The sequence below is a fragment of the Thermodesulfovibrio yellowstonii DSM 11347 genome (assembly GCF_000020985.1).
Lineage (GTDB): Bacteria > Nitrospirota > Thermodesulfovibrionia > Thermodesulfovibrionales > Thermodesulfovibrionaceae > Thermodesulfovibrio > Thermodesulfovibrio yellowstonii.
In genome coordinates, this window is sequence record NC_011296.1 from 592284 (window position 1) to 615990 (window position 23707).

Genomic DNA, 23707 nt, shown 5'->3' on the forward strand with positions numbered 1-23707 from the left:
AATTGAAGAGAATCATCCCAATGGATCTTCTCCTTTAAAAAATGAGAAAATTCCTCGCAGGATAGGATTGAAAGAGAGGGGATGATATGGGAGCCTTAATTGTTGATATTAATGCCGATTTAGAAATAATAAGAAGTAGAAACCATCAAGAGAAAACTTATCAGGCTTAAAATGCCCCTTTACAAGCTTTGAAAGATGGTGTAATCTGTATCTTTATAGAAACTTTAAAATAGTTAGGAAATGCTCTCCCTTAGCTCTATATTTAATAGAGAATTTATGTATCCTGCATAGATATTCAACTATTTGTAATCCTATTCCTGAACCTTTAAGAATCTCTGAGAAATCATTTCTTATGGCAATTACGTCACTGCAAATTTTTATGTGCACTTTGCTTCGGGAGTATCTGAAGGCATTGTCAAGAAGAAGGAAAATTATTGTTTCAAATGCTTCAGGATTTATATCAAGAAAAAGTTGTCTTGAAGTAAAGATTACTTTTTTATCAGTCACAAACTTTGAAACCGTTTTGTTTACTACCTCATTCAAATTAACTGTCTGTCTGCTTTTTGATATTTTGGGTAGCTTCTTTATTGCCTCCATGGATTTCTTTATTTCATCATCAATAAGATTGCAACTATTTTCAATTCTTTCAAGAACTCTCAGTTCAGGTTTAAGTTTTAATATTTCTATATTTGTTTTCATTACAGAGAGAAAATTTCCAATTTTATGAGATAAAACAAAAAAGAGAAATTTTAAGAATTCTTCATGCTCTATTTCTTTTTTGTTTATTAAAACTAAAACTTTATAGAAAAGAAAGCTTAAAATCAAAATAAATAAAGCTTCCCAAATAAGCACTGTTTTGGAGTATCTCGCAAATCTCTCTTCATAGTATGTTTTATCAATAATTATTTCATCTCCGTATCTTTTCAAATAAGGCGGGAGAGGGTGGTTTTTACCGTGTTTTAAAATATCCTGATAGATAGAGGTAAATTCATTTTCAAATTTAATATATTCTTCCTTAAAAAAGTAGATTGTTATGAAGTTTATCGTAGAAAAGATAATCACTGCTGAAAACAGAAATAGAATAAATATTTTTGTTTGAAATCTCAACTTAATTTATATCCTCTTCCTTTATAGTTCTGAATAGTTCCTTCTGGAAGCACTTTTCTTAACTCTTTTATATATGCTCTTATAACTTCTTCGCCTACTGCTTTCCCACCCCATACATAGTTTAAAATTGTTTCTTTATCAATTATCTCTCCTTTTCTTTTTACAAACAATGTTAATAAGTCCCATGCGGTTTTTGAAAGTTTTATTTCTTTACTTCCCTTTAAAATAATTTTTGTATCAATATTAATACTGATATCACCTATGTTTATCATACTGTCTATATGCTTCCTTTTGCTTAGTGCTAATAGCCTCAAAACAAGCTCTTTTGGTTCAAAAGGTTTGGTAAGATAGTCATCAGCACCTCTTAAAAAGCATGTTTCTTTATCTTCAACTCTTTTTTTTGCTGTTAATATAAGAATTGGTGTTTTTATTCCTTTTTCTCGTATAAATGTTATTAAATCTTCACCGCGACTGTAATTTAATATTAAATCAATCACAATTACATCAAATTCATAGACATTTAGCACATTGGGAAGTTTTCGTTCATCCCATAGCCAAAGAGTTTCAAAGTTTTCAAGCTTTAGATATTCTTCAAGGCTTTCGCCAAGTACTCTGTCATCTTCCACTAAAAGAATTTTCATCAATTGAATATTACAATAAAATGTGCGGTTTTTCAAGAAAAAAAGGAGCAGACAATTGATGTCTGCTCCTCTGTAAATTGGCGAGAAAATTAATACATATCAGGTGATGGCATTGGAGGTTTCTTTTCCTCTTCAGGAATTTCAGCTACAAGAACCTCTGTTGTAAGCATTAAGCCTGCCACAGAAGCAGCATTCTGGAGAGCTGTTCTTGTAACTTTTGTTGGGTCTATAATTCCAGCCTCCATCATATCAACAAACTTTTCTGCATAAGCATCATATCCATAATTGATATTCTTATTCTCTTTGACTTTCTCAACAATCAGGGTAGCTTCAACTCCTGCATTTGCTATAATCTGCTTTATTGGTTCCTCAAGAGCTTTTTTAACTATCTCAGCTCCAAGTTGTTGGTCATGATTTTCAAATTTTATTTTTTCTAATGCTTTTTGACATCTCAGAAGCGCTACTCCACCACCAGGAACAATTCCTTCTTCAACAGCAGCTCTTGTCGCGTTTAATGCATCTTCTACTCTTGCTTTCTTTTCTTTCATTTCCGCTTCAGTGGCTGCACCAACATTTATTCTTGCAACTCCGCCTGCAAGTTTTGCAAGTCTTTCCTGAAGTTTTTCGCGGTCATAATCTGAAGTAGTTTCATCTATCTGAACCTTTATCTGCTTGATTCTTGCCTGAATCTTTTGTGGATCACCAGCCCCTTCAACAATTGTTGTGTTATCTTTGTCAATAATTATTTTCTTTGCTTTGCCGAGGTCTTCAACTTTGACATTCTCAAGTTTGAGGCCTATGTCCTCAGAAATAACTGTTCCACCAGTCAGAATAGCTATGTCTTCAAGCATTGCTTTTCTTCTTTCTCCAAATCCTGGTGCTTTTACAGCACAAACCTGAAGTACTCCTCTGAGTTTGTTTACAACCAATGTTGCAAGTGCTTCACCTTCAACATCTTCTGCAATAATGAGAAGCGGTCTACCCATTCTTGCAATCTGCTCAAGAATTGGGAGTAAGTCCTTCATAGTTGATATTTTTTTATCATGGATTAAAACAAAAGCATCTTCAAGAATACACTCAAGTCTTTCTGGATCAGTAATGAAATAAGGTGAAATATATCCTCTGTCAAATTGCATTCCTTCTACTATATCAAGGGTTGTAGCCATTCCCTTTGCTTCTTCAACAGTTATAACACCGTCTTTCCCAACCTTGTCCATTGCTTCAGCAATCAACTCACCTATGGAAACATCATTGTTTGCAGAGATAGTTCCAACCTGAGCAATTTCTTTTTTATCTACAACAGGCTTTGAGATTTTTTTAAGTTCCTCAACAACTGCTTCAACTGCTTTGTCAATTCCTCTTTTGAGGTCCATTGAATTGGCACCAGCTGAAACATATTTAAGACCTTCTTTGTAAATAGCATAGGCTAATACTGTTGCTGTTGTTGTTCCGTCACCAGCAACATCAGATGTTTTTGAAGCAACTTCACGAACAAGCTGAGCTCCCATGTTTTCAAAGGGCTCTTTAAGGTCTATCTCTTTTGCAACTGTGACACCGTCTTTTGTTACATTGGGAGAACCGAATTTTCTCTCAATTACTACATTTCTTCCTCTTGGTCCCAATGTTGCTTTTACAGCATCAGTAAGGAGTGTAACACCTTTAAGAATAGACTGTCTTGCTGCATCACCAAATATTAACTGCTTTGCTGCCATATCATCCCCTCCTTTTTTATTTTTCTACTATTCCAAGTATTTCTTCTTCTTTAATGATTAAATACTCTACATCATCAACTTTAATTTTTGATCCTGCATACTTGTCAAAAAGAACTGTGTCACCTACTTTTACTTCTTTTACCTCAGAACCAATTTCAACAACAGTGCCTTTCTGTGGTTTTTCCTTTGCTACGTCAGGCACATAAATTCCTCCTGGGGTTTTTTCAAGTTCTTCAGATGAGAATTTTACAACTACTCTGTCTTTGAGTGGCTTAATCTTCATATCCTCCCTCCTTTTTTATTTTTGTTTTTTTGATTATTAGCAACTATCTTAACTGAGTGCTAATATAACCTGAAATTAAATTTCCAATCAAGAACAAATAAAAGAGTTTATTGTTAATTTTTGCTTATTTTTGTCAAATATTTTAATTTTTTATCAATTTTTGCTTTTTAGCATATTATTTTATAAATTTTTTAAACATTTATCTAAAGCCTTATTTGATGAAAAAATGCCGCAATTAAGCAAATGAAATAAAAATAATATCGGCAGTTTTATATTTTTCAGAGTTTCAGAAAACTTGAAAATTTAGTTTGCTTTAAGGTATAAAAAATAGTTATGAAAAACGTGGTTGTTTTATTTCTTTTCTTTACTTTGATTTTTTGCCTTCCTTGTTATTCTGAAGAGACCTCTCCTGTTATCAAGCAAGATGAGAAAAAAGAAGTAATATTTTTAGGCAACGAAGATTTTAAGCTTTTACCAGATACAAAGGAAAGCTTTATTGAAAGAGTAGAAAAAAATATTGTTTTATTCTCTGAAAAACTGAAAGAAAAATTTTCTCTTTGGCTTAGCCGTTCTACAAAGTATATTGAAAAAATGAAAGAAATACTTGTGGAAAAGGGCTTACCAGAGGATCTTGTTTATTTGCCTTTAATAGAAAGTGGATTTAATGTGAATGCTCGCTCAAGAGCAAAAGCTGTTGGTCCATGGCAGTTTATTGAAAGCACTGCAAAAAGGTATGGTTTAATAGTTGATTGGTGGAGGGATGAAAGAAAAGATCCCATTAAATCAACTGTTGCTGCGGCAAACTATCTTAAAGATCTTTACAAAATGTTTGGAGACTGGTCACTGGCTTTGGCAGCTTATAATGCTGGCGAAGGAAGAATTTATAAAGCCATGAACAGGGTTGCTGAGAATGATTACTGGATGCTTCTTAATACAAAGTATCTACCAAGAGAAACAAAAAATTATGTGCCAAAATATATTGCAGCTATAACAATTGCCAAGCAGCCAGAGAGTTTTGGATTTAATAACATAAAAGAACATGAAACAATTAATTATGAAGAGGTTGTTATTCCTTCTCCTACTGATATTGATATAATTGCCAAGTGTGCACAGGTTGATGTAAGTATAATCAAAGAATTGAATCCAGAACTTAAAAGATGGTCTACTCCTATGAATGTTAAAGAGTACATTATTAGAATTCCTGAAGGTAAAAAAGAAGATTTTTTATCAAACTTTGAAAAGATACCACCTGAAAAAAGATTCAGCCATGATACATATGTAACAAAAAAAGGTGATACAGTTTATAAAATTGCTAAAAAAACAGGATTTTCACCAACTGTTCTTTATGAGATGAATGGTAATGAAGTATTTAAGAACTTAAAACCAGAGACAAAAATAATGATTCCTCCTCATGATAAATTTACACCTACAAATGAAGATAAATTTCATGAAAATAAAAAACCAAAAAAGAAAGTTACATTGAAAAAGAAGAAAAATTCATCTGTTAGCAAAACTAAAAAGGCAAAAAATAATAAAAAAGCTTAATTACTTAATTTTTGTAGTTCTGCTTTTGCAGATTCAACCATTGTAGAAGAAGGAAATTTATTTATAATCTCTTCATAATATTTTTTTGCTTCATCTTTATTATCCGATATTTTTGCCATTTCAAATAGTGCAACATCTTTCATTACAGTTGATTTACCATCTATAATTTCTTTTAAAGTTTTAGTTGCGCGCTCTTTATCATTGTCTTTAAGATAAATCATTGCCATTTTAAATTTTGCAAGATTTGAGAAATTTTCATCATTCATACTTGCTACTTTGCTTAAATATTCAATAGCTTTCTTGTTATCTCCTGCAAAAGAGTATGCATAACCTGCATTTATAAGATAAGTAATATTTTTCTTTTTCTCATAGGCTTTAATAAATAAATCACCTGCCTGCGAAAATTTTTGCTGAAGCAATGCTTTGTATGCTTCGTATTGAAGCTCTTTTGCATCAGTTTCTTGTTTAAGGTTATAAACATAAAAACCTGTTATCAGGAAAACTATACCGAGAAATACAAAAATTCCGATTACTAATTTCTTTTTTTGTGCAAAAAGTTTTTCTTTAAGTGTTTGTACATCTTCTGGTTTTTGTTTCACTTAATCTTCCTCCTTATAATTTCTTCCATATTCTGGAATACCTTATAAATTTCTTTTTCTATTAATCCGGCACCTTTCAGTATTTTTATAGCAAACTCCTTTGAAATAAAATCTCCTGGTGAATGACAATCAGTATTAATAACAAGTTTTGCTCCATACTTTAGGGCTGCATGAGCAACATGTCCATTGCTAAGACTATGCCCTCTTCTTGAAGTAATTTCAAGATATATATTTCGGGCTGATGCCTCTATTGCCTCTTCCTCAGTTATCAAGCCTGGATGAGCAAGTATATCAATATCTGACTGTAAAGCCTTTATGTTTGTTCCTTCTTTAACAGGCTCAACCAGTGTTTCACCATGAACAATAACGATTTTTGCCCCGAGTCTGCGAGATTCTTTTGCTAAATCAGGAATTGTATCTGGTGGGACATGAGTAATCTCTATCCCAGGAAGTAAAACCATATTAGTAAAAGGTTGGATTCTCTCCATCACTTTAACAATTCTGGGAATAATTAGGTCAATATTTGAGTGATCTGCATGATCAGTTATTGCAAGAGCTTTATAGCCAATTGCTTCGGCTCTTCTGATTATTTCTGCAGGAATTAATTCTCCATCGCTAAAAACACTGTGAATGTGCAAGTCAATCATTTTATAAACTCCAGAATTTTTTTAAACTCTGTTGTCCCAGCTTTTTTAAGAATCTGAAATGCCAATGTTTCAGTACAGGATATGACTGCACCAGCTTGTTTCATAAGCTCAAGCCCAATTTGCCAATCTTGTTTTCTGCGGCTACAGACAGCGTCATAGGGCACAAAAACATGATAATCTCTTGCGAGAAGGTCAACCGCTGTCTGAAAGACACATACATGGGTTTCCATACCTGTAAGAATAATTTTCTGCCTTCCAATGTCTTTAATTTTGTTTGCAAACTTTTCTTCTCCAACTGAGCTAAAGCTAATTTTTTCAATAGCTTCTTCATTTATCAATGTTTTGATTCTATCTAAGGTTTTGCCCAATCCTTTTGGATACTGCTCAGTAAAAACTATTGGAATGTGATAGAGTTTACAAAGCTCAATAAGTGTTGTAATATTTTTCAAAGTTTTCTCAACAATTTCCTCTTTCATGGCTTTAGCAAGTTTTTCTTGAACATCAATTATTATAAGCAGAGAATTTTCAGGTTTTATAAAAAATTTTTCAAGTTTCATTCAGTGCACCTCTGTAAGTTCTTTTAAAAGTTTTATTATATCATCTATTTTAAATGGTTTTGTAATATACCATTTTACTCCTAATTCTTTAGCAGTTTGTTTATCTATTTCCTGCCCTTTTGCTGTAAGCATAACAACTTTCATGTCCCAAGAGGGAGGCTCTTTCTGCAAAATTCTACATATTTCAAATCCGCTCATCTTTGGCATCATTATGTCCAATAAGACTATATCGGGTTTTTCTTTTTTTATTAACTCAAGCCCTTCAACTCCATCACAGGCTTCAATTGTTTCTATATCCATATCTTCTAACTCATCAATTATTTGTAAAATCAACTCTCTGATAAGAGATTCATCATCAACTATTAATATTTTCATTAAACTCCTCCTTTCTTTTTAAAGGGATTGTAAAATAAAAGGTGCTTCCTTTTCCTAATTCACTTTCAACCCAAATTTTTCCTCCATGAGCTTCCACAATCTGTTTTGAGATTGCAAGTCCCAGTCCTGTGCCTTTTGGCTTGCCTCTTATTAAATCTCCTACCTGTTTAAATTTCTCAAAAATCCTTTCTTTTTCTTCTTCTGGAATACCTATTCCGCTATCTTCCACGCTCACAACAATCTCATCTGCATTGAGTGCGGTTTTGCATTTTACATATCCTTTTTCTGTAAACTTTAAAGCATTTGAAAGAAGATTAATAACTACCTGAATGAGCCTTTCTCTATCAGCATTGATAAATGGAAGAGAGGGCTGAATTTCTATATAACAGGGGATTCCTTTTTGCTCAAAAAGAGATGAAAGCGCTTTATACGCATCTGTGATTACTCCCTGTATTGAAATTTCTTTGAAATTCCATATAGCTTTGCCTGATTCAAGTTTGGAGATATCAAGAACATCGTTTATTAATGAAGTTATTCTCTCTCCTTCAGAAAGAATTATTTTAAAATTTTTATTTATCTTGTTTACAGCTTTGGATAACCTGAAGTTATTCATATCAAGATGTGGAAGAATATTTTCTGTAAATTTTTTATTTATTATTTCAATAAATCCGAGTATTGAAGTAAGCGGAGTTCTTAGTTCATGGCTTACAACAGTAATAAATTCCGTTTTAAGCCTGTCAACTTCTTTTTCCTGAGTAATATCTCTTATTAAAATTACAGAGCCAAGAATTCCCTTAGCTTCGGATTCTTCAGAAAAATATTCTTTTTTAATACTTTTTGCAACAGCCTTTCCAACTCTTTCATTAACGAGATTTATTTCATTAGAAACAATCTCCTCAGTATTAAGTGATTTTTTTACCAGCTTATCAAGCTCCTTTCCAAGAATCTTTACATTTTTCCCTATCATCTCAAACTCTGCTTTGCCAAACATTTCTGAGGCAGCAGGATTAATATGGTTTATCACACCATCTTTATCAACAACAATAAGTCCATCTGCCATGTTATCAATTATTGTAGTTAAGTAAGCAAGCGTATCCTGAAGTTCTACTACAGCATCTTTAAGTGCAAATTCATATCTGTCAAATACTTCATTTATATTGTTTGCCATTGATTGCATTGTATTTGAAAGAAGACCGATTTCATCTTTTGATTTGATATCTACTTTAGCATCAAAATCATGAGCAAGGAGTTTTTTAGCATACTCAGTGAGCTGGTTAAGGGGTTGTGATATTCTATTTACCATAAAATAAGCAAGAAGAACACTGAAAATAAAAATTAAAGAAAGAAGGGTGAGCTGTTTACCAAGCACAGCCCACATTTTCTGATTAATGTTGTTTTTATTCATGCCTACATGAACATATCCAACAGCTCCTTCTGTAATTGGAGAGACTATATCTGAAAAATCTCCAATACCTTCTATGCTTACATCTCTTATCCCGGTTTTATGTATTTGTGAGATTCTTTTAATTTCTTCTGGAATTGTTGGAATAAATGTATGCGAAATTATCTCACCTGTTGAGTCCACAACAAAAACATAGGAAACTCCTTCAATTTCAAGAAATTGGTCTATCATCGCCTGAACAGTTGCTGAATCAAGATTGAGTATTGTTTCTGCAGAAGATGAGGCAATACTACTTGCAATAGCAGTTCCTTTTGATTTGTATTCTTCAGATAGATTATTATAAAGATGCCAGCCAGAAAAAACACTTATTGTTATAAATATAATAGCAAAGAGAAATATTATCCCCAAGAGAGTTTTCTGAAATAACTTTGACATTCTCATTTTTTCCACTCGCTCCAGTCCTTGATTGGAACAAATTTATTATTTTTATAAGTTGTATAATAAACTTTATCCAGTGCCTGATGCTTTATTGAAGAAAAACTAATTTTTTCATCAATTCCAATATCCAGATTTTTTATGTTTTCTACTACCTTTTTAATGTTTTCTCTTTTTGGTTCTTTACCGAGTCTTTTTAGAACTTCAACAATAACTTTTGCATTGAGAAAGCCTTCAAAGCTTACGAAGCTATATTTGAGAGGTTTATAGTCTTTTTCCATAATTTCTGGAGGTATCATTGGATTATAGTTATCCATAAGAGTTCTATATTGTCTTACTGCTGATAGGCTCATGTCTTCATAACTGGGTACAACCTGAGAGTTTATTAAATTGTAAGTGTATTTTTTGCCTGTTTTTTTCTCTTCTTCAAGAAGAAGATTTATCATAAACTCGCTTCCAGTAAAAGATACATTCGCAATAGGAACATCCCATCCTGCATCTCTTGCGTCTCTAATAAATCCTGCGCAGGCAGCATAAGCACCTACAGATATGACAGCATCTGCTCCTGCATTTTTCAGAATCTCAACTTGTTTCCTAAAGCTTTCTGAATATTTTGCACCTCTTTTGTATGTTGCTTCTGCAACTATTTTAGAGCCATACTCTGCGAGCGTTTTTCTTACACCATCCCATCCACTTCTTCCGTAAGCATCTGCTTGATAAAAAATTCCTATTTTTTTTCTGCCAATTTTTATGAAATTTTCAACAAGCCCACCTGTTTCCTGTTCATAGGATGCTCTTAAATTAAATACATATTCATTATAAGGAGGTTTTCTATGAGGAAGAGCACCTGTAAAAGGAAAAAATAAATAAATATTTCTGTTACTGTAACTTTTAAGTATTGGTAGTATTCTGGTTACAGTTGGAGTTCCCACATAGTTAAAAAGCGTAAACACTTTATCTTCTTCAACGAGTTTTATAGTGTTTTTTATAGTGGGACTTGGGTTATAGCCATCATCATAGGCTTTAATAACAATCTTTTTTCCGTAAATACCGCCATTTTTGTTAATATGTTCAAAATATGCCATTGCTCCTCTGTAAAGCTCTATTCCAAGTCCTCTTGAAGGTCCTTTAAATGCTGCAGACATGCCAAGAACTATGGAATCATTTTGTTGTTCAGCAAATAGTAATTGTACGCTGGTGAACAAGGAAGGGATTAGTAGAAGACAGATAACCAAAAAAACTTTCAAAACTGAACCTGACATCTTTTTACTCCATTGCCTTCATCCCTAATCCATAAAAGAGTTTTATTATTTCTTCTGCACCAGTTTTTTACATCATTTTCAAAAGTTGGGCAATCTGCGATAACTTCAAGAATATCGCCTTTTTTCATTTTTAATGCTTTGATTGTCATCTGAATTGTTGGCTGCGGGCATTTTAATCCTCTGGCATCAAGCAACAGTACTTCCATTATCTACCTCCTTGGTTGCATTCAATATTCCATATATTTCAGATAAAATTTCTTCATCAGAGTAACCATTAAGTCCAATTGCATTTGAAGGGCAGGAAGCTACACATGTTCCACATCCTTCACATAGAATTTCCATCATTTTTACTTCTCCCATTTCAATTTCAATTGCTTTATATGGGCATTGGAATATACATATACCACAACGGCTGCATTTATTATAGTCTATTTTAGCTATAAATGGCTGTTTGATTATTTTTTCTTCTTTAAACAAACAGAGAAGATTCCCAACCTGCGCCATTGCATCATTTATTGTTTCGTTTATTGTCAGTGGCTCTTTAATAGAACCAGTTAAAAATAATCCTGAAATTTCTTCAATTTTTCTATCTGAAATAATTGCAGGACATAAAACAACAATATCACAGGAAATTTTATCATTTTTAAAATACACATTTAATAAATCTTCTTTGGTAATTTTTAATTCTTTTAAATCGTTATATCTTAGAATTTTTGTCAAAGGGTCTTTTAATGCCTGTGAATAAAGTCTGTATGCATTTTTACCTGGAAGAACTATTTCTTTAACAAAATGAACTATTTCTGTCTCAGGAAGCCTCTGCCTTAGAACCCTATTAAACTTGAAAGCATATTGACAGCATATTTTGCTACAGTAGGGATAATAATTTTCATCAAGACTTCCAACACAGTGAACAATAGCAATTTTTTCAGGTATTTCCCCTGAACTGGTGATTATTTCTCCTGATGTTGGTCCTTCAATGTTTAGTATCTCTTCAAACTCCAATGAATCATAAACATCTTTAAACCTTCCATAACCAAACTCTGGTAGAACTTTGCAATCCATAAGCTCAAGCCCTGTTGCCCATAGCACAGCACCAACTTTTAAACTTTCTTTTTTTTCTGATTCATCAAAGTTTATTGCTTCCGGCACTGGACACTCTTTTATACATAAATCACAGTCTTGTCCTTGAAGATAAAGACATTTTTCAGAATTTATCCTTGCAACCACAGGAAGTTTCATTGGTTCTACTTTAATGGCTTTTACAGGGCAAATCTGTTCACATTCAGAACAGCCAATACATTTTTTAGGATTAACGTACATTGGCTTCGATAAAATCTTAGCAAAAATAGCTCCATAAAAGCCCTTTAATTCTTCTACTTTTGAATTAAGCCTTAGTTCTATATTACTGTTTAAAACTTCTTCAATCATTGGATGAATCATGCATGGACCACATGTAAGGTCTGGGAAAAGTTTTTCATATTTAACAATTTTGCCTCCCAAAGAGCATTCTTGTTCAATGAGATAAACCTTTTTGCCAGCTTTGGAAAGACTATTTGCTGCGACAATTCCTGCAATGCCGCCTCCCACTATCATGATATCATTGCAGATAGGTATTTTTATTTCAAAAAGAGGCTTTTGTTTTTTTAGCCTTTCTAATGCTCCACTGAAAAGTATAAATGCTTTTTTAAGAGCCTTATCTCTGTCTTTAATAACCCATGCAACCTGTTCTCTAATGTTAACTATATTTATCATATATGGATTGATTCCCGCTTTTTCCCCGAGCTTCTGAAATACAGATTCTTTATTTTTGGGAGAGCAAGCAAGAATAATCAGACCTTCAGGTTTTTTAAGGCTTAAAAAATTTATAATTTTTTGATGTGTTTTTTCAGCGCAGGCTAATTCAAATTTTTCAATCCATGCTACTTTGTTACGTATGAGATTCTGTAATTTTTCAAAATCAATTTTTTCAGTTATTTGACCAGCACAGCTACAAAAAATAGCCCCGATTTGCAACAAAAACCCCTATTTAATAAATTTAAGGATATTTTACCACAAATACGGTTAATCCTCTACGAAGACTTCTATAGCTATTTCAGGGCAAACAACTGCACACATTGCGCATCCTATACAATTAGCAGGATTAGAAAATTTAGCAGGGAAATATCCTGAAGAATTAAAATCAGAAGAAATTTCAATACAGCCTTTTGGACATGTCAAACCACAGTAATTACAGCCTTTACATCTTTCCGAATCAATTACAATTAAGCCTTTTTTTACCTTTGTTTGCATGAATCCAATTTTAAATATTTTTTAAATTTAAAGTCAAATTTTTATCACTTGGTTTTGTTTTGCTATAATAAAAATTTATGAAAATCTATAGCAGGAGGAAAAATGTTTCGCGATAAATATTGTGCTGAGGTTAAAGAAGAAGAAATCGGTAAGGAAATAAGTCTTTGCGGCTGGGTTTTTCGTAGAAGAGATCACGGAGGATTGATTTTTATTGATTTGCGTGATAGAACCGGAATTATTCAGGTTGTATTTAGCCCTGAAATTTCAATTGAAATGCATCAAAAAGCTCATGGTTTAAGAAGTGAATATGTCATAGCTGTAAAGGGTATCTTAAAAAAGAGACCTGAAGGCACTGAAAATCCAGAACTTATTACAGGCAATGTAGAATTATGGGCAAAAGAGCTTGAAATATTGAGTTTTTCAAAGCCTTTACCCTTTCAGCTTGATGAAATGGCTGAGGTTAGTGAGCTTTTAAGATTAAAATATCGTTACCTTGACCTTCGCAGGGCAGAGATGCAGAAAAATTTTCTTCTTAGGCATCGCATAACAATGGCGGTAAGGAATTTTCTTGACAGTAAGGGATTTGTTGAGGTAGAGACTCCTATGCTTACAAAATCTACACCTGAAGGAGCAAGAGATTTTCTTGTGCCGAGTAGACTTAATCCCGGAACATTTTATGCTCTTCCTCAGTCTCCGCAACTTTTTAAACAGATTCTTATGATGTCAGGATTTGATAGATACTTTCAGATTGTTCGTTGTTTCAGGGATGAAGATCTAAGGGCAGACCGTCAACCAGAGTTTACTCAGATTGATTTTGAGATGTCTTTTGTAAAACCTGAAGACATTATTGAGATTGTTGAAGAGATGCTTTTTAAATGTTTTAAAGAAGTTTTGGAAGTTGATATTGAAATTCCATTCAAGAGGCTTACTTATGAAGAGGCTATCAATAAATATGGTTCAGATAAACCTGACTTAAGATTCGCACTTGAAATTCAGGATGTAAGCGAGCTTGTAAAGAACTCTCAATTTAAGGTTTTTCTTGATACTATAGAAAAAGGTGGAGTTGTGAAAGCAATTTGCGGAAAAGGTTTAGCCTCTCTTTCAAGAAGTGAGATAGATAAACTTACAGCATTAGCCCAATCATTTGGTGCTAAGGGACTTGCATGGATAAAAGTTAAAAATGGCTTTGAATCTCCAATTGTAAAATTCTTTTCTGAAAGTCTTCTAAGGGAAATTGCTGAGAAAGTAGGTGTAGAAGATGGAGATATGATACTTTTTGTTGCTGATAAAAAATCCTTAGCTAATGAAGTTTTAGGAAGACTAAGACTTGAAATTGCTGAAAGAGCTCAGATTAAAAAAGAAGGATTTTATTTCGCATGGGTTCTGGATTTTCCTTTATTTGAATGGGATGAAGAAGAAAAAAGATTTGTAAGCATGCATCATCCATTTACATCTCCTAAGGATGAGGATATTGATAAACTTTTAAAGATACCTCAAGAAGCTTTTTATGACCCGCAAAGTTCTGTGAAGGATATAAAGGCAAAGGCTTATGATATTGTTCTTAATGGTTATGAGCTTGGCGGTGGAAGTATTAGAATTCATAAAGCAGATATTCAGGAGCATATATTCAGAATACTTGCTATTTCAGAGGAAGAGATTAAGAGAAGGTTTGGATTTTTTGTGGAAGCTTTACGATATGGAGCACCCCCTCATGGTGGAATTGCTCTCGGTCTTGACAGGCTTGTTATGGTTATGACAGGAGCAAATTCTTTAAGAGATGTTATAGCTTTTCCCAAAACGCAAAAAGCTTTCTGCCCGCTTAGTGAAGCACCTTCAGAGGTTAATTTGAAACAATTAAGAGAGTTACACATAAAGCTTGATATTTAGGGTATAATTAGCTATGATAAAAATTTCAATTGATAAAGCAAAACCTGGTATGAAGATTGCAAGAGATATAGTGAATGAAGCAGGTATGGTGGTGATTACTGCTGGTAAAGAATTAACAGATGCTCTTATAGAAAAACTTTCAATAATGAATATAGATTTTGTGTATGTGGAAGGACAAAAAGAGATGCCTCCCAAAGAAGAAGTTTTTGAGGAAATTGAGAAAAGATTTAAGAAAGCAACAGATTCATATACACTTTTGATAAAAAAAGCTTTGAAGACTCATATTGAGGAACTTTATAAATGAATGCTCAGGAAGTAATCGCAAGAATTGAAAAAATAGAAGCTCTTCCTACAATCCCTCCGATTTTAAGAAAGATTTTATCAGTTATAGAAGACCCTAAAGTATCTTTACAAAAAATAACAGAGTTTGTTTCATCTGATCCTACTTTGACAGCAAGAATTCTTAAAATGGTTAATTCTCCTGTTTATGGATTCCCTGGAAGAATATCTTCTGTAAGTCATGCAATGGTAATTCTTGGATTGAATGCTGTAAAAGGACTTCTTTTAGGAGTATCAGTTTTTGAAATAATGCAAAAAAACATGATAGGGCTTTGGGAACATTCTCTTTCTACAGCCATATTTGCAAGAATTATTGCAATAAGAAAAGAACTGCAATCTCCAGAGGAAATATCAATAGGAGGACTTTTGCACGATATTGGCAAAGTTATACTTATGATGTCTTTTAAAGATGAATATTTAAAACTAATTGAGTCTGTTCAAGAGAAAGATGATTTTTTATATGAGATTGAAAAACAATATTTTGGACTAACACATGCAGAAGTTGGAGGAATTATAGCAAAAAAATGGCATTTTCCTTTAAAATTGATAGAACCAATAATGTATCATCATAAGCCTAAACTATCTGAAAAGTTTCAAGTAGAGACTGCTATTGTTCATTTATCAAATATACTTGCAATGGCAAGAGGAGTAGGGTATTCAGGAGAAATTTTTGTTCCTTCAGTTCATCCTTTTGTTTGGGAAATATTAAATCTTAAAGAAGAGGAAATTTTAGACATATTTAGAGAAGCAGAGGAACCTATCACCACTTCAGGAGAAATATTTCTTTCTGATGAATAAAAAAGCTATTGTTATTGTAAAAGATTGTGAAATAAAGAAACTTATTAAGAAAAAATTTTTTTCCTCTCCATATGAAACATATTATTTTGAAGATATTAAAGACGCTCTTCAGATTATATATGATGAGATTCCTGACCTGGCAATTGTAGAAGCTATAAATAATTCAAAAATTGAAATTTCAATCATAAATGAACTAAAAAGTGACCCTATTTTTGTATCAATGAATGTAATCGCAATAGTCTCCCCTGATTTTTATACTGACGATTGGCAGAATTTTCTTGTAGATGATTATATAAGAGTTAATAACTTATCACAGGATTTGCTCATGAGAATCAATCTATGCTTTGAAAGAGTAGAAAGAGTAATAGCAACAAGTCCGTTGACAAAGCTTCCTGGTAATCTTGTTATTCAGAAGGAGATTCAGAGAAGACTTAGCAGAGGAGATGTTTTTGCTTTGGCGTATGCGGATTTAGACAATTTCAAACCTTTCAATGACAAATACGGATTTTCAAGAGGTGATGAGGTAATAAAGATGCTTGGAAGGCTTATCCTCAATATTGTAAGGAATGAACAGCCAACAGGAAGTTTTGTAGGGCATATAGGAGGTGATGATTTTGTATACATTATGTCTCCTGAAATAATTGAAAAAACAACCCAAAAAATAATAAATATATTTGACAATCTCATTAAGAATTTTTATGATGAAGAAGACATTAGAAAAGGTTACATAGAATCAATAAATAGAGAAGGCAAAATTCAATTTTATCCGATTATGACAGTTTCTGTTGGAATAACCTCCAATCGTCACAGAATTTTTAATCATTTTAGTGAGATGGCTGAAGTTGCCTCTGTAATGAAATCTGTTGCAAAAAAACAAAAAGATAAAAGATACGCAATTGACCGAAGAAGAGACATTATTTAGTCAAGGAGTAGTAGTAATTCATTGGTTTTTTCTTCAAGTTTTTTAAGCTGATGTTTTGTATCTTCACAGTCTTTTTTCATTTCATAAAGTTCATCAGCTATATAAAAACAAGCAAGGATGGCTGCCCTTAAAGGAGGCATTGCAGAGTTTTGTTCATAAACCTTTCTCAATTTTTCATCAACATAGGCAGCCAACCTCTGGATATACTCTGGTGATTTTTCTCCTTTTATTGTATATTTTTGACCCAATATGTAAACTTCAGTTTTATACATTTGCTTCTAAATCAAGCTCTTTAAGAAGTTCTTCTATCTGTTTTTTAATTGCTTCTCTTTCAATCAATAAGTTTTCAATTTCTTGATTTTTTGTTTTTAAAACTTCTTCTAATGTGTTAACTTTTTTTTGCAATTCTTCTTTTTCCTGTTTCAGAATTTTAATTCTTTCCACAGCAGATACAATCTTTTCCTCAATCATGGGTTTCCTCCTTTAGTTTTTATTATGTTTGAAATAGTTTCCTGTGTCAAAGCTTTGTTAATGCGAAGATATTCAAAATATGAAGTAAGAACTCTTTGCACATATCCTTTTGTTTCAGCATAGGGAATATCTTCTAAGAACTCATCAATATCATTATAGGAATTATTTTTAAGCCATGAAGATACTGCTTTTTCTCCAGCATTATATGCTGCAATAGCCATTACAGTGTTGCCAAATTCTTCAATTAGCTTTTTTAAATAAGAACTGCCGATAAATATGTTTTTTTCAGGTTCAAATATTTCAGAATCGTTTTTAAGTGTAATACCTATTTTTTTACCTTCTTTTTTCGCTGTCTCTGGCATCAGTTGCATTAACCCCAATGCTCCAGCAGGTGAACGGGCAAGAAAGTCAAATCTTGACTCTTCTCTCATAACAGCGAGGATAAGATAAGGATTAATATTGATTTTTTTTGAGGCATTTAAAACTGTGTCTTTGTATACCTGCGGATATAGAAGTTCAGAAAAGTTAAATTTACCAGGAATTTTTGATATAAGCCTTACTGAAGTAGGATAATCTCCTATTTCATAAAGAATTTTGCTCAGCAAAGGAATGTTTTCAATGTTTCTATTGTCTTTTAATAAGGCTTTTATTTCTCTTATAGCCTCCTCTGTAAATCCTGCTTTGATAAGTATGTCAACTCTTTTCGGGATTGCTATTTGATAATTGATAGGCATAGATTCAGGAATATTTGAAATTTTTCCTTTTATATAAAGTAGATATGAATAAATATCTCCCTGTTGAAATGAAACAGAGTATTGTTTTACAGGAATAACTCCTTTTAATTCTTTAACCTTTTCAAGCCAGTAAAGATATTTAAGTTTACCAAAAGAAGAGTATAATTCTTGAAAAATCTTTTCTGCTTCATTATAGTCTTCTTTGAGATAGTAATTCCATGCTAAAAACCATAATCCTTCTTCTTTTGCAGATGGGTATTTGTTAACAACCATTTTGAGCATTTTTATAGCTTTCTCAGGTTCTCCATTTCTTCTTTTAATGTTTGCATAGTTTATAAGAATCTCTGAAATTTTCTGATCGCCTAAATTAATATAATTTGGCAGTTCTTTTTCAAAAGTTTCATAATTTTTTGCTCTTAGAAGAGCTCTTGCTCTCCAGTAATATTCACCAGACTTTTTGAAAATATCAGCAGCTTCAGAATATCTTTTTTGCATAAAAAGAGAATATCCAAGTAATGAAAAAACATCTAATTTTTGAGAAATATTTGATTTTGAAAGAACTTCCATCAAGTATTTTTCTGCTTTTTTGAATTGATAAGCATTATTTAAAGCTTTAGCCTTTTTTATCAAATCATTTATTGTTATATCTTTTTCAGAGAGTTCTTTTTCTGCTTGGTCTGCAAGGGATGAAGCGGTTATGAAAATATCTTTAAATATTTTTTTTGCTTCGGTAAACTTTTCGTGTTCTTTAAGATAAACTCCATAATCAAATTTTATTTTTATTTCTTCAGGATATTCCTTGACAAAAGATTGATAAAGCTGTTCAAGTTCTGGTAAATCAAGGAGTTTTGCCAGTTCAATTTCTTCCTTTCTTGCATCCTTAATAAGAGGTGATTTTGGATAGTTTCTCTTTAATTCATTTATATCTTTTAAAGCTTCTTCATATCTATTCATCTTTTTATAGGCATTTGCTCTCCACAATAAAATATAATCACCAATTTCTTTGAATTCCTGTAAAGATTTTGTAAGGTATTCTTCTGCTTTTTGAAAATTACCTGAATTTAAAGAATTTTTTCCTTTAATGAGAGAGTCTAAGGAGGAAAGTTGAGATAAACTATCAGAAGGAAGAAAAATGAATATTAAAAAAACAGTTAATAAACCTAATAGTTTCATCTCCCTTTAATCCTTAATAGTTGGGTGTTTGAGCCATTTGTTTTTCATTATCTGTTTATAGTAGGAAGAAAAATTTGCTCTGATTTCTTCCAGACTGTCACCTCCAAATTTTTCTATAAATGCCTCTGCAATATGCCATGCTAAAACAGCTTCTCCTATAATACTGGCAGCGGGTACAGCACATACGTCACTTCGTTCATAGGAGGCTAAGGAGCTTTCCTTTGTAAAGATATCAACAGAATTAAGAGGTTTTCGCAGTGTTGGGATAGGTTTCATAGTAGCTTTTACAATCACAGGCATTCCATTTGATATTCCTCCTTCAATTCCACCCATATGATTGGTTTTTCTGTAAAATTGTTTGTTTTTATTATAAAAAATCTCATCCATAACCTCTGAACCATACTTTTTACCAAGCAAAACTCCATCACCAATTTCAACTGCTTTTATTGCTTGAATGCTCATCATTCCCATAGCTATTTTTGAATCAAGTTTTCTATCCCAGTGAACATGGCTTCCAAGCCCTACAGGAACACCTATAGCAAAAACAGTGAAACAACCACCAACTGTATCTCCATTTTTTATTGCCTGTTCAATGACTTTTATAAACTCAGCTTCTGCATCTTTCCATGGACATCTCACAGAAGAAGTTTCTGCTAAAACTGAAAGTTCTAAAAGCTCCTTTTCACTTAAATATGCTGTTTCAATCTCTTTTTCACCAGAACCAATTCTTGTTACAAAACTTCCTATTTTTATATCAAAATTTGTTAAAAACTGTTTTGCCACTGCTCCAATTGCAACTCTCATTGCAGTCTCACGAGCAGAGGAACGTTCAAGAACATTTCGGATATCAGAGTGTTGATATTTAAGTAAGCCTGCTAAATCAGCATGTCCTGGTCTTGGTCTTGTTACAGGAGGATGTGTACCTTCAAAGATTTTATCAGAGTTCATTGCTTTTTCCCAGTTTTCCCAATCACGATTTTTAATAAAGAGCGTAATTGGTGAACCAAGAGTTTTACCCCATCTTATACCTGAAACTATTTCAACTTCATCAGACTCTATTTTCATTCTTCCGCCTCTGCCATAACCCTGTTGTCTTCGCTTGAGTTCCTTATTAATTTCTTCTTTTGAAATTGGTATACCAGCAGGTATTCCTTCAATTATACCAGTAAGTCCTTTACCATGCGATTCTCCAGCTGTAAGAAATCTGAGCATAGGCATATTTTAAAAAATCTTAGCTTATTTTTTCATCTTTAAAAATGCTTTGCATTTTATTCATGCGAAGACGAGGAACTAAAATAAACAATTTTTCTACCACCAAGATGCATAGGAATGTTATCAGCAATCCAGATGCCTTTCTTAAAATATCTTTCATCAGCCTTTGATTCAACAACATCAGATAGAAAAGCATAACATTCACCAGCATCAATTGTTTTGGTAACTTTACATTCAATAAAACCAGCACATCCTTCTATGAGAGGTGCGGAGACCTTAGATGCTTTAAACGTTTTTAGCTTTGCTTCTTTAAATTTATCAACACTTCTACCAGATTTACTTCCACATATCCATATAGCTTTAACCATATCCTTAGTAGGAATATTGATTGCGAACTCTTCTGTCTGAAGGATTAACTCTGTAGTATAATGTTCTTTTGAAACACATACAATAACCTTTGGTGGTTCTTCAGATGCTGGAGTTGCCCATGCACAAGACATAACATTGTGTTTTCCGTCTTTACCTGCAGATGTAAGTAAAAAAACAATCTTTGGATGCAAAAGCCGATAAAAGTTTTCTTTTAAGGTTATCATTTTAACCTCCTTATTGGATTTTATTTATATTTTACTGCAATTTTTTACTTTTATACTTATTTTAAGTTAAAATTAATTTATGAACGGACAGGCAAAAGGTTCATTAAAAACATTTCTAATCTGGTTAATTATAGGTATTTCAATAATTGCGCTTTTTAACATTATAAATGTTCCTCAGAAAACAGAAAAAGAAATAATATTTTCAGAATTTCTTCTTAAGGTGCAGAATTCTGAAGTAGATGAAGTTTTAATCAAGGACAATACAATAACAGGCAAATTGAAAGACGGCTCGCAATTTAAAACTTACTATATAAATTATCCAGAGCTTATAAAGGAGCTTTCTTCTCATGGTGTAAAAATTTCAGTTAAACCTCCTGATCAGACACCATGGTATATTAATTTTCTCATATCATGGGGACCTGTGATTTTTCTTGTATTCTTATGGATTTTATTTATGAAGCAGATGCAAGCAGGAAGTAGCCGTGCAATGTCATTTGGTAAAGCAAGAGCAAAAATGATTTCAAATAAATCAGTTAAAGTAACTTTTTCAGATGTTGCAGGTATTGAAGAAGTAAAAGAAGAAGTAAAAGAAATTGTTGATTTTCTTACGAATCCTCAAAAATATATAAAGCTCGGAGCAAAAATTCCTAAGGGCATTTTACTTGTTGGTTCGCCTGGTACAGGTAAGACTCTTCTTGCAAAAGCAATTGCCGGTGAGGCAGGTGTTCCTTTCTTTTCCATATCTGGGTCAGATTTTGTTGAGATGTTTGTTGGAGTTGGTGCAAGCAGAGTCAGAGACCTTTTTGATCAGGCAAAGAAAAACTCACCATGCATTGTTTTCATTGATGAGATAGATGCAGTTGGGAGACAACGTGGAGCAGGTCTTGGTGGAGGACATGATGAAAGAGAGCAGACTCTCAATCAGCTTCTTGTTGAGATGGATGGATTTGAAAGTAATGAAGGAATAATTGTACTTGCAGCTACAAATAGACCTGATGTCTTAGACCCTGCACTTTTAAGACCTGGAAGGTTTGATCGTCAGATTGTTGTTCCTCTTCCTGATGTAAAAGGAAGACTTGAAATACTCAAAGTTCATACAAAGAAGATTCTTCTTAACAGTGATGTTGATCTTGAAAAGATTGCAAGAGGAACTCCGGGATTTTCAGGAGCAGACCTTGCAAATTTAGTAAATGAAGCTGCGCTAATCGCTGCCAGAAGAAATAGCGATACTGTGCATATGAATGATTTTGAAGCTGCAAAGGATAAGGTTTTGATGGGCGTTGAAAGAAAAAGTATGGTTTTGAGCGAAGAAGAAAGGAGAATTACAGCATATCATGAGGCAGGACATGCTCTTGTTGCAAAACTTACACCCGCAACTGACCCAATTCATAAAGTTAGCATAATTCCAAGAGGAAGGGCTCTCGGAGTAACCCAGCAGCTTCCACTTGATGATCGCTACACTTACTCAAGAGAATATCTCTATGGTACACTCAAAGTTCTTCTTGGAGGAAGAGTTGCAGAAGAAATAGCACTTGGAACGATGACAACAGGTGCTGGAAATGATCTTGAAAGAGCTACAGAACTTGCTCGCAAGATGGTTACTGAGTGGGGAATGAGCGAAAGGATGGGACCGCTGACATTTGGTAAAAGAGAAGAGCATGTATTTCTTGGAAGAGAAATTGCAAAACACAGAGACTATTCTGATAAAACCGCTGAAGAGATAGATGAGGAAACAAAGAGAATTGTAACTGAGGCTTATAGTCAGACCAGAGAATTACTTGAACAGAATAGAACAATTCTTGATGCAATCGCCAGAGCTTTACTTGAAAGAGAAACTCTTGAAGGTCCTGAAATAGAGGAGCTCATTTCAGAGAGCAAAAAGGCTGCATGAAGCTCAAGTTTCATAATTTTGAGTTCAATTTTCTCAAAAAAACCTACATAATGGGAATTATCAATGTAACCCCTGATTCTTTTTTTGATGGTGGAAAATATTTCAATTTTCAGAAAGCAGTTGATCACGCATTTCGTTTAATTGATGAAGGTGCTGATATACTTGATATTGGTGGAGAATCAACACGTCCTGGAGCAGAACCAGTAAGTATTGATGAAGAACTTAGAAGAGTTATACCGGTGATTGAAGCAATTTCAAAGAGAATTTCCATTCCTATTTCCATTGATACATACAAAGCTCGTGTTGCAGAAGAAGCAATTAAGGCAGGTGCAACTATTATAAATGATATAAGTGGATTGAGATTTGACCCTCAGATGTCAACAATAGCAAGTAAATACAAAGTTCCTGTTATTGTCATGCATATAAAAGGAACACCCAAAGATATGCAGAAAAATCCTTACTATGAGGCTCTTATCCCTGAAATTATTGAATATTTGAGGGACTCTGTGGTTATTGCCAAACAGGCAGGAGTTGATGAGAATATGATAATTATTGACCCAGGTATTGGATTTGGTAAGTTACCTGAACACAATCTTACAATAATAAAAAATCTCAGAGAATTTTCTAATCTGGGGAAGCCATTACTTATTGGAGTCTCAAGAAAGAGTTTTATTGGTAAAGTTTTAAATGAAAGTTTACCTGAGAAAAGACTTGAAGGTACTGCTTCAGCTGTTGCTATATCAGTTATTAATGGAGCAAATATTGTAAGAGTCCATGATGTGGGATTTATGGCTAAAGTTGTAAAAATGGCTGATGCTATTAAATTCAGCTAA

General features: G+C 33.0%; 25 protein-coding genes. 7 read left to right on the forward strand and 18 right to left on the reverse strand.

What is annotated here, in order from left to right:
• Positions 1-213 precede the first annotated feature (213 nt).
• The 4 genes from THEYE_RS02995 to THEYE_RS03010 form a co-directional block, all read right to left on the reverse strand.
• Positions 214-1107 carry a sensor histidine kinase gene (locus tag THEYE_RS02995; RefSeq protein WP_012545894.1) on the reverse strand — a complete coding sequence of 298 codons (894 nt, stop codon included), beginning with the start codon at positions 1105-1107 and terminating at the stop codon, positions 214-216.
• On the reverse strand, positions 1104-1748 hold the full coding sequence (locus THEYE_RS03000) for a response regulator transcription factor (protein ID WP_012546125.1): 645 nt from the start codon (positions 1746-1748) through the stop codon (positions 1104-1106). The genes THEYE_RS02995 and THEYE_RS03000 overlap by 4 nt, the downstream gene beginning before the upstream one ends.
• 89 nt (positions 1749-1837) lie before the next feature.
• A complete protein-coding gene (gene groL / locus THEYE_RS03005) occupies positions 1838-3460 on the reverse strand; it encodes a chaperonin GroEL (RefSeq protein ID WP_012545192.1) in 1623 nt (540 codons plus the stop codon).
• A 16-nt stretch (positions 3461-3476) separates the two neighbouring features.
• Positions 3477-3743, reverse strand: coding sequence for a co-chaperone GroES (locus THEYE_RS03010; RefSeq protein WP_012546861.1), 267 nt, complete (start codon positions 3741-3743; stop codon positions 3477-3479).
• A 333-nt stretch (positions 3744-4076) separates the two neighbouring features.
• Here THEYE_RS03010 and THEYE_RS03015 point away from each other — a divergent pair, with 333 nt between their 5' ends.
• Positions 4077-5288 (forward strand): lytic transglycosylase domain-containing protein, encoded by a 1212-nt coding sequence (locus THEYE_RS03015; protein ID WP_012546425.1) that lies wholly within the window; start codon positions 4077-4079, stop codon positions 5286-5288.
• Here the strand turns inward: THEYE_RS03015 and THEYE_RS03020 are convergent.
• The 9 genes from THEYE_RS03020 to THEYE_RS03060 form a co-directional block, all read right to left on the reverse strand.
• Positions 5285-5887 carry a tetratricopeptide repeat protein gene (locus THEYE_RS03020; protein ID WP_012544965.1) on the reverse strand — a complete coding sequence of 201 codons (603 nt, stop codon included), beginning with the start codon at positions 5885-5887 and terminating at the stop codon, positions 5285-5287. The two genes, THEYE_RS03015 and THEYE_RS03020, sit on opposite strands and share 4 nt — an antisense overlap.
• The gene (locus THEYE_RS03025) at positions 5884-6534 is read right to left on the reverse strand and encodes a histidinol phosphate phosphatase domain-containing protein (protein WP_012545579.1); all 651 of its coding nucleotides are present in this window, start codon (positions 6532-6534) and stop codon (positions 5884-5886) included. Before THEYE_RS03025 ends, THEYE_RS03020 begins: the two co-directional genes overlap by 4 nt.
• Positions 6531-7091, reverse strand: a complete 561-nt coding sequence (locus THEYE_RS03030; RefSeq protein ID WP_012545477.1) for an isochorismatase family protein — start codon at positions 7089-7091, stop codon at positions 6531-6533. The genes THEYE_RS03025 and THEYE_RS03030 overlap by 4 nt, the downstream gene beginning before the upstream one ends.
• Entirely contained in the window at positions 7092-7466 is a 375-nt protein-coding gene (locus tag THEYE_RS03035; RefSeq protein WP_012546622.1) for a response regulator, read from the reverse strand.
• Positions 7447-9303 (reverse strand): sensor histidine kinase, encoded by a 1857-nt coding sequence (locus THEYE_RS03040; protein ID WP_164924824.1) that lies wholly within the window; start codon positions 9301-9303, stop codon positions 7447-7449. The genes THEYE_RS03035 and THEYE_RS03040 overlap by 20 nt, the downstream gene beginning before the upstream one ends.
• A gap of 2 nt (positions 9304-9305) precedes the next feature.
• On the reverse strand, positions 9306-10448 hold the full coding sequence (locus tag THEYE_RS03045; RefSeq protein ID WP_200855676.1) for an ABC transporter substrate-binding protein: 1143 nt from the start codon (positions 10446-10448) through the stop codon (positions 9306-9308).
• Between the two features lie 98 nt (positions 10449-10546).
• Entirely contained in the window at positions 10547-10771 is a 225-nt protein-coding gene (locus THEYE_RS03050) for a sulfurtransferase TusA family protein (protein WP_012545978.1), read from the reverse strand.
• Positions 10752-12581 carry a 4Fe-4S binding protein gene (locus tag THEYE_RS03055; RefSeq protein ID WP_164924825.1) on the reverse strand — a complete coding sequence of 610 codons (1830 nt, stop codon included), beginning with the start codon at positions 12579-12581 and terminating at the stop codon, positions 10752-10754. The genes THEYE_RS03050 and THEYE_RS03055 overlap by 20 nt, the downstream gene beginning before the upstream one ends.
• A gap of 45 nt (positions 12582-12626) precedes the next feature.
• Positions 12627-12854, reverse strand: coding sequence for a 4Fe-4S dicluster domain-containing protein (locus tag THEYE_RS03060; RefSeq protein WP_012545602.1), 228 nt, complete (start codon positions 12852-12854; stop codon positions 12627-12629).
• 102 nt (positions 12855-12956) lie between these two features.
• Here THEYE_RS03060 and aspS point away from each other — a divergent pair, with 102 nt between their 5' ends.
• Genes aspS through THEYE_RS03080 form a run of 4 tightly spaced genes read left to right on the forward strand, consistent with a single transcriptional unit; the run spans position 12957 to position 16800 of the window.
• Complete coding sequence (gene aspS / locus THEYE_RS03065; RefSeq protein ID WP_012546812.1) at positions 12957-14741, forward strand: aspartate--tRNA ligase; 1785 nt, start codon at positions 12957-12959, stop codon at positions 14739-14741.
• Between the two features lie 13 nt (positions 14742-14754).
• Positions 14755-15045, forward strand: a complete 291-nt coding sequence (locus THEYE_RS03070) for a hypothetical protein (RefSeq protein ID WP_012546626.1) — start codon at positions 14755-14757, stop codon at positions 15043-15045.
• Positions 15042-15878 carry an HDOD domain-containing protein gene (locus THEYE_RS03075; protein WP_012545798.1) on the forward strand — a complete coding sequence of 279 codons (837 nt, stop codon included), beginning with the start codon at positions 15042-15044 and terminating at the stop codon, positions 15876-15878. The genes THEYE_RS03070 and THEYE_RS03075 overlap by 4 nt, the downstream gene beginning before the upstream one ends.
• Positions 15871-16800 carry a GGDEF domain-containing protein gene (locus THEYE_RS03080; RefSeq protein WP_012545261.1) on the forward strand — a complete coding sequence of 310 codons (930 nt, stop codon included), beginning with the start codon at positions 15871-15873 and terminating at the stop codon, positions 16798-16800. Before THEYE_RS03075 ends, THEYE_RS03080 begins: the two co-directional genes overlap by 8 nt.
• Here the strand turns inward: THEYE_RS03080 and THEYE_RS03085 are convergent.
• Genes THEYE_RS03085 through THEYE_RS03105 form a run of 5 tightly spaced genes read right to left on the reverse strand, consistent with a single transcriptional unit; the run spans position 16797 to position 20983 of the window.
• Positions 16797-17072 carry a cell division protein ZapA gene (locus THEYE_RS03085; RefSeq protein WP_012546407.1) on the reverse strand — a complete coding sequence of 92 codons (276 nt, stop codon included), beginning with the start codon at positions 17070-17072 and terminating at the stop codon, positions 16797-16799. The genes THEYE_RS03080 and THEYE_RS03085 overlap by 4 nt on opposite strands.
• Positions 17065-17271 (reverse strand): cell division protein ZapB, encoded by a 207-nt coding sequence (gene zapB, locus THEYE_RS03090; protein ID WP_012545009.1) that lies wholly within the window; start codon positions 17269-17271, stop codon positions 17065-17067. Before zapB ends, THEYE_RS03085 begins: the two co-directional genes overlap by 8 nt.
• Positions 17268-19178, reverse strand: a complete 1911-nt coding sequence (locus THEYE_RS03095) for a lytic transglycosylase domain-containing protein (RefSeq protein WP_012546396.1) — start codon at positions 19176-19178, stop codon at positions 17268-17270. The genes zapB and THEYE_RS03095 overlap by 4 nt, the downstream gene beginning before the upstream one ends.
• 6 nt (positions 19179-19184) lie before the next feature.
• Positions 19185-20396 carry a chorismate synthase gene (aroC, locus tag THEYE_RS03100; RefSeq protein WP_012545839.1) on the reverse strand — a complete coding sequence of 404 codons (1212 nt, stop codon included), beginning with the start codon at positions 20394-20396 and terminating at the stop codon, positions 19185-19187.
• Positions 20397-20446: 50 nt separating this feature from the next.
• The gene (locus THEYE_RS03105; protein ID WP_012546732.1) at positions 20447-20983 is read right to left on the reverse strand and encodes a flavin reductase family protein; all 537 of its coding nucleotides are present in this window, start codon (positions 20981-20983) and stop codon (positions 20447-20449) included.
• Between the two features lie 79 nt (positions 20984-21062).
• On the opposite strand from THEYE_RS03105, the gene ftsH reads away from it, so the two are divergent.
• The gene (gene ftsH / locus THEYE_RS03110; RefSeq protein ID WP_012545429.1) at positions 21063-22874 is read left to right on the forward strand and encodes an ATP-dependent zinc metalloprotease FtsH; all 1812 of its coding nucleotides are present in this window, start codon (positions 21063-21065) and stop codon (positions 22872-22874) included.
• Positions 22871-23707 (forward strand): dihydropteroate synthase, encoded by an 837-nt coding sequence (folP, locus tag THEYE_RS03115; protein ID WP_012545277.1) that lies wholly within the window; start codon positions 22871-22873, stop codon positions 23705-23707. The genes ftsH and folP overlap by 4 nt, the downstream gene beginning before the upstream one ends.